Annotated in this window: 14 protein-coding genes and 2 pseudogenes; 6 read left to right on the top strand and 10 right to left on the bottom strand. The window is 51.5% G+C overall.

The window, feature by feature from the left end:
* Window positions 1–36 precede the first annotated feature (36 nt).
* The 3 genes from QFZ34_RS01090 to QFZ34_RS01080 form a co-directional block, all read right to left on the bottom strand.
* The gene (locus tag QFZ34_RS01090) at window positions 37–1,137 is read right to left on the bottom strand and encodes a porin (RefSeq protein WP_307275703.1); all 1,101 of its coding nucleotides are present in this window, start codon (window positions 1,135–1,137) and stop codon (window positions 37–39) included.
* A 565-nt stretch (window positions 1,138–1,702) separates the two neighbouring features.
* Complete coding sequence (locus QFZ34_RS01085) at window positions 1,703–2,626, bottom strand: hypothetical protein (RefSeq protein WP_115053803.1); 924 nt, start codon at window positions 2,624–2,626, stop codon at window positions 1,703–1,705.
* A gap of 116 nt (window positions 2,627–2,742) precedes the next feature.
* The gene (locus QFZ34_RS01080) at window positions 2,743–3,354 is read right to left on the bottom strand and encodes a LysE family translocator (protein WP_307275701.1); all 612 of its coding nucleotides are present in this window, start codon (window positions 3,352–3,354) and stop codon (window positions 2,743–2,745) included.
* 110 nt (window positions 3,355–3,464) lie between these two features.
* On the opposite strand from QFZ34_RS01080, the gene QFZ34_RS01075 reads away from it, so the two are divergent.
* Window positions 3,465–3,926, top strand: a complete 462-nt coding sequence (locus tag QFZ34_RS01075; RefSeq protein ID WP_115053805.1) for an Lrp/AsnC family transcriptional regulator — start codon at window positions 3,465–3,467, stop codon at window positions 3,924–3,926.
* A 470-nt stretch (window positions 3,927–4,396) separates the two neighbouring features.
* Here QFZ34_RS01075 and QFZ34_RS01070 read toward each other — a convergent pair.
* Window positions 4,397–5,052 (bottom strand): annotated as a pseudogene (locus QFZ34_RS01070) (peroxiredoxin).
* Window positions 5,053–5,239: 187 nt separating this feature from the next.
* On the opposite strand from QFZ34_RS01070, the gene QFZ34_RS01065 reads away from it, so the two are divergent.
* On the top strand, window positions 5,240–6,121 hold the full coding sequence (locus QFZ34_RS01065; RefSeq protein ID WP_115053807.1) for an MBL fold metallo-hydrolase: 882 nt from the start codon (window positions 5,240–5,242) through the stop codon (window positions 6,119–6,121).
* Between the two features lie 28 nt (window positions 6,122–6,149).
* Here the strand turns inward: QFZ34_RS01065 and QFZ34_RS01060 are convergent, their stop codons facing one another.
* Window positions 6,150–6,668 (bottom strand): winged helix-turn-helix transcriptional regulator, encoded by a 519-nt coding sequence (locus QFZ34_RS01060; protein ID WP_307275697.1) that lies wholly within the window; start codon window positions 6,666–6,668, stop codon window positions 6,150–6,152.
* Between the two features lie 91 nt (window positions 6,669–6,759).
* On the opposite strand from QFZ34_RS01060, the pseudogene QFZ34_RS01055 reads away from it, so the two are divergent.
* Together QFZ34_RS01055 and QFZ34_RS01050 are read left to right on the top strand one after the other, a co-directional pair.
* Window positions 6,760–7,406: pseudogene (locus tag QFZ34_RS01055) on the top strand (dihydrofolate reductase family protein).
* A gap of 28 nt (window positions 7,407–7,434) precedes the next feature.
* Window positions 7,435–8,088 carry a glutathione S-transferase family protein gene (locus QFZ34_RS01050; RefSeq protein ID WP_115053322.1) on the top strand — a complete coding sequence of 218 codons (654 nt, stop codon included), beginning with the start codon at window positions 7,435–7,437 and terminating at the stop codon, window positions 8,086–8,088.
* Window positions 8,089–8,116: 28 nt separating this feature from the next.
* On the opposite strand, the gene QFZ34_RS01045 is transcribed toward QFZ34_RS01050, so the two are convergent.
* The 5 genes from QFZ34_RS01045 to QFZ34_RS01025 form a co-directional block, all read right to left on the bottom strand.
* A complete protein-coding gene (locus QFZ34_RS01045) occupies window positions 8,117–9,448 on the bottom strand; it encodes a sensor histidine kinase (RefSeq protein WP_307275693.1) in 1,332 nt (443 codons plus the stop codon).
* Entirely contained in the window at window positions 9,445–10,107 is a 663-nt protein-coding gene (locus tag QFZ34_RS01040) for a response regulator (RefSeq protein ID WP_307275691.1), read from the bottom strand. Before QFZ34_RS01040 ends, QFZ34_RS01045 begins: the two co-directional genes overlap by 4 nt.
* Before the next feature lie 42 nt (window positions 10,108–10,149).
* Window positions 10,150–10,536 carry a diacylglycerol kinase gene (locus QFZ34_RS01035; protein ID WP_307275688.1) on the bottom strand — a complete coding sequence of 129 codons (387 nt, stop codon included), beginning with the start codon at window positions 10,534–10,536 and terminating at the stop codon, window positions 10,150–10,152.
* Window positions 10,533–12,173, bottom strand: a complete 1,641-nt coding sequence (locus tag QFZ34_RS01030) for a phosphoethanolamine transferase (RefSeq protein WP_307275686.1) — start codon at window positions 12,171–12,173, stop codon at window positions 10,533–10,535. Before QFZ34_RS01030 ends, QFZ34_RS01035 begins: the two co-directional genes overlap by 4 nt.
* A gap of 332 nt (window positions 12,174–12,505) precedes the next feature.
* The gene (locus QFZ34_RS01025) at window positions 12,506–14,245 is read right to left on the bottom strand and encodes an ABC transporter ATP-binding protein (protein WP_307275684.1); all 1,740 of its coding nucleotides are present in this window, start codon (window positions 14,243–14,245) and stop codon (window positions 12,506–12,508) included.
* Window positions 14,246–14,559: 314 nt separating this feature from the next.
* Here QFZ34_RS01025 and QFZ34_RS01020 point away from each other — a divergent pair, with 314 nt between their 5' ends.
* Complete coding sequence (locus tag QFZ34_RS01020) at window positions 14,560–15,702, top strand: acyltransferase family protein (RefSeq protein WP_307275681.1); 1,143 nt, start codon at window positions 14,560–14,562, stop codon at window positions 15,700–15,702.
* Window positions 15,689–16,021, top strand: a complete 333-nt coding sequence (locus QFZ34_RS01015; protein WP_307275677.1) for a hypothetical protein — start codon at window positions 15,689–15,691, stop codon at window positions 16,019–16,021. Before QFZ34_RS01020 ends, QFZ34_RS01015 begins: the two co-directional genes overlap by 14 nt.
* Window positions 16,022–16,031: the final 10 nt, after the last annotated feature.

The following is a 16,031-nucleotide window of genomic DNA, read 5'->3' as shown; positions in this document are numbered from 1 at the left end:
TTCACCCGCCGCTTTGCAATCTTGTTAGGGCAAGGATTAGAAATTGCGCTGGAAGCGGATGATGCCGCCAAACGCGTCATCGCTGCCGCCATTGGCAATCGAGTCGTCCTTACGTGCGCCGTCAAACTTGGTGTAGTTGATTTCCGGCGTGATCTTCAGGCCTGGAACCAATTCATAAGCCACGTTAACTGCGAAAGCGTAGGTGCCTTCTTCTTCATAGGCTGCCTGTGCATTCAGAACTGCCTTTTCGGAGAGCTTGGCGGCAACGCCACCCCAGACAGCATAGTCACCCTGGAACTGGGCAAACCAGTTAGTATCATGATCGTAGAAGCTTTCGCGTCTGAAATCTGACTGGTATGCACCCATGACCCATGCGGAGATGCGGTCAGTGATGTTCACGTCAAGGCGAAGATTGACTGCAACATCTTCGACTTTGGAGTCGTAGCCGACAGTACCGGCGATCTTACCCCATGCCTGCTCAAACTTCGCACCGGCAAGAACGTGAGGCATGTAATCATCGATCACATTGTCGCCGAATTCATCCGAGCCCTGTTCAGCTGCGATAATTGCAGAGAAGCCATTGCCCGCTGCGAATGTATAGCTGATCTGGTTGGACTTGCCCGACTGATAGTTGATCACATCGTCCTGAATGATATCGCCGGCATAACCGACCCAGGCGCCGAAGATTTCGTCGGCGACACCAACGCGGAAACCGCCAAGTTCGATATAGGCTTCAGGAATGGTGGCGTCGGAATTATCGCCGTCATCATACTGAAAGCGGGTTGCGATGTAGGAGCGCAAGGTTCCGAGTTCTGTCTCGGAACGGGCATCGAAGGTAACCTGCGCACGGGTACGGATATGATAGCTTTCATCATTCCGGCCTGACTCGTTTCTGCGGCCCGAATTCGAACCATCATAGGGATCATCGCCCCCCTGCAGGTCGAAACGCAAATATCCGCCTACCTTGAGGCAGGTTTCTGTGCCTGGCAAATAAAAGAACCCGGCGCCATATGTATCGCAGACGCGAACATATTCGACCGGTTCAGGTTCAGCGACGACGACAGCGTCGGCGGCGCGGGCTCCTGTTACCGCTGTCAGTGCAGCGGCGGAACCAATAAGAATGCTTCTAAAATTCATCTGGAATCTCCAGTAAAGATCATGAGTGAGGGATCACATTCAAGAGAGTGAATGCCTCCACTATGTCTTACTTTCGGGCCGTTCAGGTCAAAGGACAAAACCGGTTGCTTCTTACAAGCGCCATAGTGTTGCTTAATTGGCACGAATGAATATTTGAGTGAGGCCATTCTGTGGATAAATCTGCTTGAAAACATGGATTACGGGCGTCAAGCGCACATATTTATTCACGATTGCGTGAGCGGTCTTGAAATCATAAGTCGGAGTTACGGTGGCTAAAAGCCGTTGAAATAGTATTAACTACTACATACATCGATAAAATTAGAAAAAAATACCGCATGGAAGCAACTGATTATGTCCTTTGACGCCCGGGGCATTTCATAGCAGATTGTCTGCGCGTCCTAGAACCTTTTGATGTTTCATAAGAAATCAGGACGATTGAGTTTACTTGATCTCCAGTCAATGCTCAAAGACCCCGCCCTAACCGGTGGGGTCAAGTCTTTTTATGTATTTGTTGATTGGAGTTCCCAAATAATTCAAAATTTGAAATATAAATGACGATATAAAATCAAGCACAAAGCTCAGCAGGAAGAAGATCGTAGTCTTCATTTGCAAGGTGAATATCGAATTGCACCTTGGCGATATGGGAGGCGACAATATTGTTGAACACCTCTTTCAAGGGCGGCAGCAATTCGATGTGTCGTCCACCAGCATCAATAAGCCGGACCATGCCTTCGGTCTCGGCCTTCTTCATCAAACGCCGGATATGGGTGCGTGACACACCATAAAGATGGCCGATCTCATCAAAGGGCAGGCTAACGACATTCTGGTCGCGTTCGGTCCGTCCTGCCATCAGCTTGCAAAGCAGCATTTCCCCGCTGTCGCTCGTGGCGAACAGGCGTGAACGGCGATCCTCAATGATCAAGGGTTCTATATCAAACAGCGAATGCAGGCTGGTGGCGAAATAGCGCTCAAGAAAACCGGACGAACTGTCGAGCAGAGCGCGATAGCGCCGCAAGGGGAAAAGCCGGTCTGCAGCAGAAAGGCAAACCGCAATAATATCGTGCAGAACTGAAACCAGTTGCCCTGTGGGCTCGATAAGGTGGCTGCGGTGGTCCGCCTCGTCTTTGACCCGTGTTACATGACCGATATTCTCAAGCAGATTAACAGTAGCCGCTGTGGTGCTCTTGCTGCAAAGACCAAGTTCCGTGGTGACGTGCTGAAGATTTGAAATGGACGCACCGTGATGCACCTCATCGCGTCCGTAATGCATGGCGGCAATTGCCATGCAGATAACTTGCCGTGCAGCATTGGCCATGACTTTATTGGCCATGTACTGGCCTTCGAAAACCCCGACAATGCCATGGGCATATTCAAACGAGGCCTGGCAGAAATTCGGATTATTGCGAAGGATTGCAACACGCTGTCGCAGCCAAAGAGAACGGGCCTCATTGCGTCCACACGATGAGATCTGAACTGCGCTGCCGTCCATGCGATTTATCCTGACTGATATGCCCCGCTTTTATATGGGCATGGGCCGACTCAATTTAAACCGGTCGGTTCGATTTCAATAGAATTATTTTTTGCGGCGGTTTTAGGGTCGAGAGCCTAATGTCCTGCCATGAAGGTGGCAGCAATAATCAGAAGCCCTCCCGCGCTGGCTTCAATGGTCCGTCGGCGCCTGTCATTGAAACCGCTACGGTGCCCGGCTTTGCCGATGGCGGTGCTTAAAAGCGTGTAGACCACCGCGCACCAGCACACAAAAACGGCAGAAAGGATGCCAGCTTGTAAGGCGCCATTGCTTCCCTCACGCATGAATTGCGGCAGGATAGCTATGTAGATCATCATGCCCTTCGGGTTGAAAAGTGCCGTCAGAAATCCGCGCTTGAGTTGCCCCGAAGAGGATTTTGCCGCGATGCTTAAAATACCGGGCGTAAGAGAGGAGCGTATCAGCCGGCACGCAAGGTAGATCAAATATGCAATGCCCAGCCAGCGCAGGCCTTCGAACAAAAGAGGTGAAGCAGCTATGATGGCGGCAACACCGCATGCAACAAGTGCGGAATGGATCATGTAGCCGAGGCAAACGCCAGCAGTAGCTCGCAGGCCAGCAATGGTGCCTGCGGACAGAGCCTGCGATGCCACGAAAAGCATGTCCGGCCCCGGAGTGCAGATCAGCGGCAGCACGGTTGCAGTGAAAAGGGCTATCGTTTGAAATTCCATATTGAAATATTAAGATAGTGCTGCCGCAATTGGCTTGCAAAGATTGCTGGAAATTGGAAAAAGTTAGCATCAAATAATGATTGTAAGCACTTACATGGCATGGAACTCCAATGGTACTCGATGAGATCGACAAGCGAATTTTGAAGGCGCTGCAGCGGGATGCGCGCATGCAGAATGTAGAACTAGCGCAGCAGGTTGGTCTGTCGCCCTCCCCATGCCTGCGCCGTGTCCGCTTATTGGAGGAGGCGGGTATAATTGATCGTTATGTTGCCGTTCTTAATCCAGCCAAGCTCAATCTGGCACTTTCCATGTTTGCTCGCGTGTGGCTGACGGCGCAGGACGCGGAAACCATCGAGCATTTCATGGATGCCATGAAGAAGCTTCCCCAAGTGGTCGAGTGTTACATCATGCTGGGTGAAAGCGACGCTCTGTTGAGGGTAGTCGTTGCCAATCTCGATGAGTACCGGCGTTTTCAGTCAACGCACCTGACGAAGATCAATGGCATACAGAACGTTAAAACTGATGTGCCCAGCCAGATCGTTAAACAGACCTATGCCTTGCCGATTGATTAGAGCCGTGTTCTGGCGAGTTTTCGCAGGTCGGAGGAATTGGAGGTGCCATATTCCGAATTGTCTGGCGAACACACTTCTTTCACCGATGACCAGTTGCAGATATAGGCACCACATTCCCGGCAATGCACGGGGGCTTCGTCAAACGATTCTTCCGGAATTTGCAGGAATATGGTTTTGCATTCCACACAGGTAAGTGGCTGCTTGAGCTTAAAGAAATCCGACAAATAACGCGACAATGATCCCGCTCCAATCTCGGAGCATTCACGCTCGATTCAACTAAAGATGAATTGCATCACATTTTAATAAAATTAGAAATGAGTCAATTGTTGTTTTATGGCGCAAATGTTCAATCGGCAGAAAGATCGATTTTCCCGTCGGCATCAAACGAATTCGATCCAATAAGTTGAAAAAATTGCGGTCTCCGCGGGCTGTGCGGAGACCATCTTGACGGTGTGCAATTGTAGCGGTTGCTATGTCGGCTGTTTGGTTTTGCGCAGATAAGGCAAGATGCGTTCAAACCCGCCAAAGCGGGCATTTGCATCCTCATCCGAAACACCGGCGGTGATGATGACGTCCTCGCCCTGTTTCCACTGAGCAGGCGTTGCAACCTGATGCTTTGCCGTCAATTGGATACTGTCTATGGCGCGCAGGATCTCATCAAAATTGCGCCCGGTCGTCATCGGATAGGTAAGAACCAGCTTTATCTTCTTGTCAGGGCCAACAACGAAGACTGAACGAACAGTGGCATTGTCTGCAGGCGTACGGCCATCAGACGAATCTCCAGCCTCTGCTGGCAGCATGTCATAAAGCTTGGCCACTTTAAGGTCGTGATCACCGATCAGAGGATAATCGACCTCATGACCCGTTGCCGTCTTGATATCTGCTTTCCATTTTGCATGGCTTTCGACGGGACAACAGAAATGCCAATGATCTTGGCATTGCGTTTTTCGAATTCAGGCGCAAGCCCGGCCATGTAGCCAAGTTCTGTGGTGCAGACGGGTGTGAAATTCTTCGGATGACTGAACAGAACGGCGTAGCTATCCCTTATCCAATCATGGAATTTGATCTCGCCTTGCGTGGTTTCGGCGGTAAAATCCGGCGCAACATCATTTATTCGTAAGCCCATTTTGCGGTCTCTCTTCGATGGATGTCGGTTCCACAATAGTCGCAAAGGGTAGCTTGCCCTTGGCGGCTGATTTGACCAATATCCTAACCGTGTGAGGCTATCGGAGTCTACTACGCACATAATATTACAGCGAAATGCCAAGCAATTACGAGTTTTCGAGGCCTGATCTTTGGAGAACGCCATGAACATGTCTGCCCGGCCCCATGTCGAAGCTTTTTTCGATAAGAGGACGTTCTCCATACAATACGTCGTGTCAGACCCGGCCACGGGGGCATGTGCCATCATTGATCCTGTGCTCGATTTTGAGGAAAAATCCGGCGCAACCGGCACATTCAATGCCGACCGTATTCTTCAATATGTGACAGCAGAGAACCTGAAAGTTGAATGGATTCTCGATACTCATCCTCATGCGGACCATTTTTCAGCCGCAGACTATTTGCATTCGCAGACCGGCGCGCCTTGCGCGATTGGCAGTCACGTCGTTGAGGTGCAATCCTTGTGGAAGGATCTGTATAATTGGCAAGGATTCGTCCCTGACGGATCGCAGTGGCACAAGCTTTTTCAAACCGGAGAAACGTTCAGGATCGGCAATCTCAACGCATCCGTGATGTTTTCTCCAGGACATACACTCGCATCGGTCACATATGTGGTTGGTGACGCCGCATTCATTCACGACACATTATTCATGCCTGACAGCGGTACGGCCAGAACAGACTTTCCGGGTGGAAGCGCGGACCAGCTCTGGCATTCCATCCAGGATATATTGGCTTTGCCCGGCGAAACCCGGCTTTTCGTTGGGCATGATTACCAGCCCAATGGTCGTGCTCCAATGTGGGAAAGCACAGTGAGCGAACAAAAAGCCAGCAATTCACATTTAAGCCGCTGTCACTCCAAAGATGAGTTTATCGCTTTCAGGCAGGCGCGGGACAAAACCTTGCCTATGCCAAAGCTGATGCTGCCTTCTCTCCAAATCAATCTCAACGCCGGACGTCTTCCTGAACCGGAATCAAATGGCGCGCGCTATCTCAAAATACCGTTAAACGCCCTAGGCAATGCTATTTGGGAATGATCAAGCCCGCCCGGAATGTTCCAGCGGCCTAATCGGTTTCCGCCATTGTTGCACATACCTGTCTGTAGGCCGCTGTCAGATCGATGAGAACTGGTGAAACGACCTTGCCACTCGCGCCACCAATCGGATCCTTGATGTGAATATCGCGCAGTTCACTCATGAACTTTTCCCACATGACCGGGCCGCCATTTTCCAAAAGCTCGGCACGGATGCTTAATTCCGGAGTAACCGGGAGATGTTTGCGTCCCCAACCGCCCATCATGGCAAGCAATGGCACGAGCTGTATGGCTGGCTCCGTCAGGCTATAGATGGCTTTTTGGCTGTGGCTGGGGTCATCCTGTTTGCTGATCAAGCCAACTGACAACAGGTGCTTAAGCCGCGCAGCCAGGATATTGGAGGCAATTTTTTCTTGCGAATGGGTCAGCAGGTCGCGGAAATGCCGCCGATTTCCAAACATCATATCGCGTATGATGATGAGGCTCCATTTATCGCCCATGATCTCCAGCGACAGATTTATCGGGCATCCAGATCGTTTTTCAATGTTCAAATAGGTTTATCTCCACAGCAACCAGTTGCATTATAGGATCAGTTGTGGCATAAAACAACCAGTTGCAAATCGCAATTGGTTGGAGGGTGCGATGACAAAAGTGAAAGTAGGCGGGTTCTCCGTTTCGATTGACGGGTTCGGGGCAGGGCCGGAGCAAACTCTGGCTGATCCGTTGGGCAAGGGGGGAGAAGACCTGCATCAATGGATATTCGGAACACAAAGACTTTCCACGCAATGCTCGGAAAACAGACCGGCGAAACAGGCTCTGACAATGACTATGCCGCCCGCAGCATGGCTGGTTTTGGTGCATTCATTCTGGGTCGCAATATGTTTGGCCCAATCCGGGGCGAATGGCCGGAAGACGACACATGGAAAGGCTGGTGGGGTAACAATCCGCCTTACCACGCTCCGACCTATATTCTCACGCATTACCCGCGCGACCCGATCGTCATGGAGGGTGGCACTACCTTTTACTTTGTAACGGAGGGAATTGAAGCTGCACTTGATCAGGCAAAAGCTGCAGCTGGAAACGCTGACGTGAAGATTGGCGGGGGTGTAAGCACTGTGCGCCAATATTTGAAGGCGGGGTTAATTGATGAGCTGCACTTTGCCGTCTCGCCGGTGATTTTGGGTAAGGGTGAAGCAATTTTCAGTGGAATAAATCTGCCGGAACTTGGGTTCAGCGTCATCGAACGCACCCTGACGGAACATGCGATTCATATCGTGCTTGCGAAGTAACAAAGTCCTCCTGCACAGGAAATGAGCAATGGCGCTTATTATGTACCTTCATCCTCTCTCGTCATATGTACAAAAAGCCAAGACCGGCTTTTACGAGAAAGGCGTGGCCTTCGAGACGCAAATGCTTGACGGTACCGAGCCGGTTGCAAGCGAGTTCGCCGCATTATGGCCAATCAAGAGATTTCCTGTCGTAAAGGACGGTGAGGAACTGATCTTCGAGGCCACCGCTATTATTGAATATCTTGAGGCCCGCTATCCAGACACGCCAAGACTGATACCTGACGATCCGATGAAAGCCGTACAAGTTCGGATGTGGGACCGGTTTTTCGATAATTATGTCAATTATCCGCAGCAGAGACTGGTCTATCTGTCAATCGGCCGCGAACCGGATGATGGTGAAGATGGCGCGAAATGGAAAGCGGCGTTCGACGAAGCCTACGCGCTTCTCGATAGGCGCATGGCAGAGCGTGAATGGGTGGCTGATGAATTCAGTCTGGCCGATTGTGCCGCTGCGCCGTCCTTGCTTTATGCGGATTGGACCTATCCAATACCGAGGAATTACCAAAACCTCTGGGCTTATCGCGATCGCCTTCTTGCGCGCGCCAGCTATGCCCGGGCCCTTGATGAAGCCCGGCCATACCGTCACATGTTTCCTTTGGGAGCGCCGGAGGGTCGTGACTGAAAAGCGCCCTCAACTTGGTGAAAAGGCTTCAACTGAAATGCAGGATGGACTCAAAGCCTGTGCTGGCGTTGGTTGCCGGAGATTTCAGTTCCAGTGTCGCCCCCATTTGAGAGGCCAGCTCAGTGGCAATTGACAAGCCAAGGCCTGAACCTGGAGATGTTGTTTTGCCACGGCTGAAGCGTTGGCGGATTGATACGAGTTCGTCGGCACCCAGCACAGGTCCATCATTTGCAATGCGAACTGTACCGCCAGGCTCAAGGCTGATTTTGACCGGAGCTTGTTGATCGCCATGGATCAGGGCGTTTTCTATAAGATTACGAAGCACAATTGCAAAAGCATCCTCGCTTACCGGGCGAACAAGCGTGGCAGCTTTGGCCCGGCTATATCGAATTCTGCCATCTGTCTCGGACGCCCGATTGAAATCTTCAATCACGAGTTCCAGGACTTTCCCCAAATCGGCGGCTTCATTTGAAGTGCCTATCTTTGCCTCGGCACGCGCCAGTTGCATAAGCTTTTCGACAAGCCTGATGAGCTTTTGCAACGACGCCTCGATAAGCGCCAAGCGCGACTTTGAACCCTCACTGCGCAGCTCAGATTTAAGCATCTGCGTCTGCGCGAGTGCTCCGGCGAGGGGAGTGCGCAGTTCATGCGCGCTGTTGGCGGTGAATTCTCTTTCAGCTTTTAGTGTCGACCTTAGCCGCTCAAGCAGGCGATTGACCGATGTTACGATCGGTTGAAGCTCGCGCGGCAAGGTTGACAGCTCAATTGGAGCAAGATTGCCGCTATCCTTGCCTGCAATCGCCTCGCGTAAATCGTTGACTGGTTCAATCGAGCGTCGGACAATGAGCCATATGCCGATAATGCTAACCGGAATCAATACCAGAACGGGCAGAAGCAGGGCCAGACCTCCTTCAACAGCGGCTTCGGTGCGATGTGCAAGGGAGTCCGCGACCTGCACGAAGATAGTGTTGTTGACGGCGGGAACCGTATAAAATCGTGAGACATCATCCTGGAAGAAGCCGCGCTTTAAAGGAGCAACGAAGGGTGTTGCCGAAACATCGTGCGAGTGAAGGATGACTTTGCCCGTCGCATCCCTGACTTGATAGGTCAGATAACCCTTATGGGTGGATTCGTTCAAACTTTGCTGACGGCGTGCGTCCGATACTTCTGCGCTTTGCAGCACATCGTCGACAACGAGGGGTGTCAGACGCTCGGTTGTTGCCTGCAGTGAGCCATCAAATATTTCCCCGAACTCGTCCTGCATGACAAACATGCCGGCTATTGTAGCCAGCAGCCAAAAAACGATCAGTGTCGCCGTCAAGGAAAAAATCAGCCGGCGGGTCATGCTGCGGTTTTTCATGAGCGGCCTTCAATCTTATATCCGACGCCGCGTATCGTCGTGACATGTTCGCGCCCGAGTTTTTTACGCAGACGGCTGATATAGACCTCAACCGTATTGCTCTCGACCTCCCAGCCGAAAGCATAAAGCGCCTCTTCTATCTGAGACTTGGACACGACGGCGCCCGCGCGGGCCAGGAGTTTATCGAGCACGGCCCATTCCCGTCCGGATAATATGATCTCATGCTTTCCCGAAAAAATGCTTCTGCTGGCAATATTGATACGAAGCGTCCCAACTATAATTTCTGAGCTTGAATTGCCCGAATGGCGCCGTGTGACCGCCAATATGCGTGCGGTTAATTCGTCCAGATTGAACGGCTTGACCAGATAATCATCTGCACCAGCATTCAACCCCTCAATACGATCGGAAATCTGGTCGTGTGCAGTAAGAATAATGACGGGAGTTGCGTTGCCCCTTGACCGGAGTGTTCGCAGGAAATTTATGCCACTCCCATCCGGCAATCTGAGGTCGAGCAGTATCAACCCATACTCAACCACACGGACCGATGCCGTGGCATCGTCGATCGTCTGCATCCAGTCGACCGCATGGTAAGTGCTGGCGACGTGATCACGCACAGCCTCGCCAAGGGTTTGATCGTCTTCAACAAGGAGAACCCGCAAACCTGACCCCGGTCTTGTGTAATGTTAACACTCAATACCTAATTAAGTTGAGGTCAGCAAATCGATTGCAACGTAGGCGATAAAGAGGGCGTTGATAGCGAGAATACAGGACACTGCAAAGGAACCAAGATCCTTGGCATTTCGAGCGAAAACCGAGTAATCACGCGAAAGATGATCAATGATCTCTTCAATCGCTGTGTTCAAAGCCTCGACAGCAAGCAGCAGCAGAAACAAAGCTGTCAGCACCAGATAGTCAAGAAGCGCTGCCCCCAGAACCGAGAACAAAGCAACTCCGCCAAGATAAGCAATGATCTCGTGCCGCGCCGCTGACTCGCGCAGTAGCCGTTCCGCTCCTTTCACAGAGTAGCTTGCAGCGGCAAAAAGGTGACGAAACCCGGTTGTCTTTTTAAAGTAGGGGCTTTCGCTCACGATGACTGCCCCTGCCTGCATGGCGCAAGCGCATCAAGCGCCTTGTCGTGCACTGTTGTCTCGACATGCATCATGCCCAAAACCGTATGAAACAGATTATCATGCGAGTGGGGTTTTACGGCCTCGGCAGCAAGACATTTGGCGTCCACTTCCGTTTTTGCCTCCTGACCGAGCCACAGGACAAAAGGTACATGGGTCTGTTGTGTCGGGGCCATGAAGTAGGGTGCGCCGTGAAGGTAAAGCCCATATTCACCCGTCGACTCGCCATGATCCGACATATAGATCATGGATGGTGATATCCGCGTCTCACGCGCTTTCAGCTTGTCAATCACTGTCGAAATAATGTGGTCGGTATAAAGAATGGTGTTGTCGTAGGCGTTTATTATTTCCTGGCGGCTGCATTTTGCGAATTCGGATGTGCGGCAATCCGGTGTGAAGCGACGGTACTCTTCCGGATAGCGCAGATAATAGGCCGGGCCGTGACTGCCGAGCTGGTGAATGACAAGCACTGAATCGGATTTCACATTGTCGAGCCAATTGTCGATCTGGTCGAGCAAAATGCTGTCCAGACACTCGCCATCCTTGCAATAGGCAGGATTTCCAGACTTGTAGAGCGGCTGGTAGGCGGTGCGATCGGCAATCTTCTTATCGCCCGTATTGTTGTCCCACCACTCCGTCTTGATCCCGGCATGGCCGAGTACATCCAGAAGGTTCTCGGTTTCGAGGCCCTTGCGATGCGTATATTGCTTGCGCGTGTAGACGGAGAACATGCACGGCAATGAAACCTCGGTGATGGTGCCGCAACTGCTCGTCTGGGGGAAATAGGTAATATCCTGCTTGGACAATTCGGGATTGGTAAGCTGGCCATAACCTCCCAGCGAAAAGCTCTCGGCGCGCCCGGTTTCTCCGGCAACGATAATAGTGACACGGGGTTTGCCTGATGGAGCGGCAGAGTAGACGCGTGCATCTGTGCCAAGCGGCTGCACAACAATATGTTGGTTGCTGGTCGTGCGTATCACGAGTTTAACCACATTCACGATAGGCGCGATGGGATTTAAAGTGGCGAACCAGTCACGATGTTCACGCCCGAGCGACAGATAGGTGCTCGCATGAGAAAGAGCAGCGACGAAGAAAAACACCAGCGCAGGTATAATGACAACCATGTTCCATTTGACTTTTTGCAGATAGGTCCGGTGCCTGATCCGCACCCAGCCAACGAGCAGGGCTGGTAGAATCCCAAAGATAAACATGTGCCACATATAGGCAGAGGTCACGAGATGACCGGCTTCCGCATCTGTCGTATCGACGGCGCTTTGAAGCATGTTCACATCAATGATCGTGCCGTAGCTATCCATGAACCAGGATGTCGAGGCGCTGAAAAGAATAAGAACAATCAAGAATGGTTTGATGAGAAATTTCAGGGAAAAAGACACACACAGGGCGATGAAAGCGCATGTCAGCCCGAAGGCCAGATAGATCAGCGCGACGGTCTGCCCTTGCAGCAGCAGGGTGGCTTTCCCCCAGAAAGTATTATTGGCAGTGGCCATCAAAAAGATTGCAACCAGAACGCTCAGCGTCACACTTCCAATTTGCGGGCGAAGCGAGCGACCTTCGGAATAGTTTAATACGATTGACACGTGCGACTTCCTTGCAGGACTCAAAGTCAGGGATGCCGCCATTGGGCGGCACTGATTGGAGCTGCAATCGCCCTTTTTCCTGACAGGAAGCTGAATGGAACATTCCCCGGCTAAGGACGGGAATATGAGGGTTCAGGTCCGTGTCAGCTTTTAGAAGGAAAATGTCCGCACTGTTTCAACGTGGACTGAGATATGAAGTTTAGAATGAATTATGGAATCTGCTTGATTATCGGGCTTATAGCAGCGCTCTCACTGGTTCCGTTAGCTGCAAAATACGATTCAAAGCACCGCACCAGAATAGCACCAATTTCATATCAGCAGTGATTGGCAATTCAGCTTGCCGCGGTAGATAAATTATTCTCGCCAAACTGGGCATCATGAAGCCGCCGATAAAACCGGTCTGACTTGAGCAGTTGCGTGTGTGTTCCCTGTTCAAGGATACGAGCATTTTCTACCACAACGATACGATCGGCATTGCGGATCGTGGCAAGTCGGTGGGCGATAACCAGCGTGGTGCGTCCCTGCGCAAGCTCGGCCAGAGATAGCTGTATTTCCCGCTCTGTCTTGGTATCCAGAGCCGATGTCGCTTCGTCCAAAATCAGAATTGGCGGGTTTTTCAGGAACATTCGCGCAATCGCAAGCCTCTGTTTTTGCCCCCCGGAAAGCTTGACTCCGCGTTCGCCGACAATCGTTTCATAGCCAGCAGGAAGCAATGCAATCATCTCATCAAGCCGGGCACGCCGGGCAGCTTCAGCAATTTGGTCGTCTGTTGCGTTGAGACGGCCATAGGCAATGTTCTCCCGTATGGTCCCGCCGAACAGAAACACATCCTGCTGAACGACGCCGATCTGGCTACGCAGAGAGGCCAATGTCATGTCGCGAATATCGATGCCGTCAATCGTTATGCTACCGGAGTTTACTTCATAAAAGCGCGGCAGCAGCGAGCAAAGCGTGGTTTTTCCGGCACCTGATGAGCCAACAAACGCGACCGTTTCACCGGCCTTGATAGTCAGGTCAATCTCATGCAGCGCATCGCGCTCCGGTGAATATCGGAACGTTACGTTTTTATAAGCGATATTGCCCTTCAGATTGGAAACGGTCAGGGCATTGATGCGGTCGGCTATGTCCGGCTCCGTATCGAGAAGCTCCGTGTAGCGGCGGAACCCTGCAATACCCTTGGGATAGGATTCAATGACCGAGTTTATCTTTTCGATCGGGCGCACAAAAACAGCAACCAGCAGGAGAAAGCTGACAAAACCACCATTTGTCATCTGCCCGGTGATGACAAGGTAGCTTCCGGCGATCATGACAATGACCTGTATCAGCCGCATGCTCATATAATTCAGTGACGTGCTTGCAGCCATAATCCAATAAGCGGCAAGCTTGGTCTCGCGATAGCGTGCATTGTCGCGGGCGAAAAGAGAGCGTTCATGCTCTTCATTGGCGAATGCCTGAACGACGCGCATACCACCGACATTCTCTTCGATACGCACGTTGAAATCACCGACGCGGCTATAGAGATTTTGCCAGTTCCTGGTCATGCGGCCACCATATTGACCAGCGCCCCAAACAACGATGGGCACCACGATCAGTGTCAGAACTGCCAATATAGGATTGACATAGACCATCAGCCAGAAAGCACCGATGAAGGTCATGATCGCAATGAAGAGGTCCTCAGGACCATGATGGGCGACTTCGCCGATTTCCTCTAGATCCTTGGTTACGCGCCCGACGAGATGACCGGTCTTATGGTTGTCGTAGAAGCGGAAGGACAGTTTTTGCAGGTGGTCAAAGCTTTTGCGGCGCATTTCGGTTTCAATATTGATGCCGAGCTTGTGCCCCCAATAAACGACGACCGCGTTCAGGCCCGTGTTAAACAGATAGACCGCCAGCAGACCGAAAGACGCCAGAAGGATAAGTGTCCAGTTCTGGCTGGGCAGCAAAACATCAATGAAGCTGCGCACGGCCATGGGAAAGCCGAGTTCCAGCAAGCCCGATATGATTGCGCAGGAAAAATCCAGCGCAAACAGTCCCTTGTAAGGGGCATAATAGGCAAAGAAACGTTTGATCATTTTATACGCGCGAGCACTGTGGGAGAAGCGATTGTGCCTGGAAAGGCACTGGCAGGAGTTAGCACATGTTTGCCTTTTGCCCAATAGAATCGACGAATACAGCGATAATAATGGTCGGCTTTTACAAGCGCTTGAACAGAACTGCCGCGACTTGAACGGAAATGGTGCGGATAGGCCGGAAAGCTTTGCTTAGACCACTAGTTCAAATTGCTGACACGACAGCGATATGCCGTCAGGCCTATAATTTAAGTGCAGCACCGCCCGGCCTTCCCAGTGCCACCAAAAGGCCGGACGGAGGGGGCTTGGGGAAACCGATGAACGTCCAACGATACGACATGCTTGATGGACTGAGAGGCGTTGCTGCCCTCCTTGTCGTTGGCTTCCATCTGTCGCAATTCGGCATGATTCCGGCTATCGTACCGAGAGGCTATCTTGCCGTGGATTTCTTCTTTGTGCTCAGCGGGTTTGTTGTTGCCCACGCCTATGAAAGGGACCTCCGGACTCATTTGTCACTTGGGTCATTCATCATAAAACGCATGATCAGACTCTATCCGCTGGCGCTGCTTGGTGCTGGCATGGGCCTGGTGGTCCTTTTGCTGAAATGGCTGTTTTTTCCCGGAAAAGTTGAATCTCTGGAGGTCCTGCTGGCGTCCGGAATGCTCAATCTTGCAATGGTTCCGTCTTTCCTCAGTGCAACAGCAACATCTCACGATCTTTTCCCCGGAAATGGTCCGCTTTGGTCGCTTTTTTTCGAGTTGCTCATCAATCTACTATGGGCGGTCTGTGGCATTTGGCTCCGTACCAGCACCCTGATCCTGATCATCGTGGTCAGTCTGGTTTTTCTTGCGGTTTTCGTGAACCGGTATCACACGCTCAATATTGGATATGACACCGCAACCTTCTGGGGCGGTCTGGCCCGGGTATGTTTCGGCTTTCCCTTGGGTGTGGTCATATATCGTGAGCAGCACCGCCTGAGTGCAAATGCGCGGCATTGGAGCATGTTTACCCTTTCGGCCGCACTGGTTTTTGTGCTTGCAATTCCAGTTGCCGTATCAGAGCGAAATTTCCCTTGGCTGGACTTGGTTTTTATCAGCCTGTGTCTGCCTGCCATCGTCATTGGAGGCACCGGGCAAACAAACACCATGCGTTTCGGCTCCCTGCTCGGCAGTTTGTCCTATCCAATTTATGTTTTGCATTTTCCTATTGTCTTGATGATGTCAGGTCTTAGCCAATCATTGCTTTCAGGCTGGAATACGCACATTATCGCCAGCATGAGCTTCGTCATGATCCTGGCTTTTTCCTGGATGGCCTTGCGTCTTTATGATGAACCCATGCGAAGAATGCTCACATCTTTGACGCGCAAGGGCGATGGCAAATTCTACAAACCCTTCCCGACACCGGAACCTGTAAGCGGAGCAACTCAACCAGACGGAGGGCAGATCGATGTTCGGCTTTAACGTCAGAGATCCGGAACGGGATCGCGAGAGTGATACAGCCCGATTCAAACGCATTATTACGACGCTGACGGCTGTCCGAAATGAATTGGAACTGGAGAAGCTCGGCCTCAACAAGCGTTTTGCCGAAGCATCTGCGGATGCGGCACTGACGCTTGAAGCAATGACAGATATTGCCGAACCGGAATCCTATGAAGGTCGCCTGGAAAATCTGACGAGCGTTATGAAAGCCTATGAAAAGCGGGTTGCGTTTCTTGAAAGCCAGTTGACTTTTGTTGAAGGCATTTTGGGAAAAACCTCATCTTTTCACGACGATTTATAGTAACGCAAAT

The sequence above is a fragment of the Phyllobacterium ifriqiyense genome (assembly GCF_030817885.1).
Lineage (GTDB): Bacteria > Pseudomonadota > Alphaproteobacteria > Rhizobiales > Rhizobiaceae > Phyllobacterium > Phyllobacterium ifriqiyense.
Note: the sequence above shows the minus strand (reverse complement) of the source record. Positions and strands in the feature narration are given on the sequence as shown.

Coding starts and splice junctions, on each gene's coding strand:
- QFZ34_RS01090 (WP_307275703.1), bottom strand. CDS start 1,137: ATGAATTTTAGAAGCATTCTTATTGGTTCCGCCGCTGCACTGACAGCG.
- QFZ34_RS01085 (WP_115053803.1), bottom strand. CDS start 2,626: ATGGACGGCAGCGCAGTTCAGATCTCATCGTGTGGACGCAATGAGGCC.
- QFZ34_RS01080 (WP_307275701.1), bottom strand. CDS start 3,354: ATGGAATTTCAAACGATAGCCCTTTTCACTGCAACCGTGCTGCCGCTG.
- QFZ34_RS01075 (WP_115053805.1), top strand. CDS start 3,465: ATGGTACTCGATGAGATCGACAAGCGAATTTTGAAGGCGCTGCAGCGG.
- QFZ34_RS01065 (WP_115053807.1), top strand. CDS start 5,240: ATGTCTGCCCGGCCCCATGTCGAAGCTTTTTTCGATAAGAGGACGTTC.
- QFZ34_RS01050 (WP_115053322.1), top strand. CDS start 7,435: ATGGCGCTTATTATGTACCTTCATCCTCTCTCGTCATATGTACAAAAA.
- QFZ34_RS01045 (WP_307275693.1), bottom strand. CDS start 9,448: ATGAAAAACCGCAGCATGACCCGCCGGCTGATTTTTTCCTTGACGGCG.
- QFZ34_RS01025 (WP_307275684.1), bottom strand. CDS start 14,245: ATGATCAAACGTTTCTTTGCCTATTATGCCCCTTACAAGGGACTGTTT.
- QFZ34_RS01020 (WP_307275681.1), top strand. CDS start 14,560: ATGAACGTCCAACGATACGACATGCTTGATGGACTGAGAGGCGTTGCT.
- QFZ34_RS01015 (WP_307275677.1), top strand. CDS start 15,689: ATGTTCGGCTTTAACGTCAGAGATCCGGAACGGGATCGCGAGAGTGAT.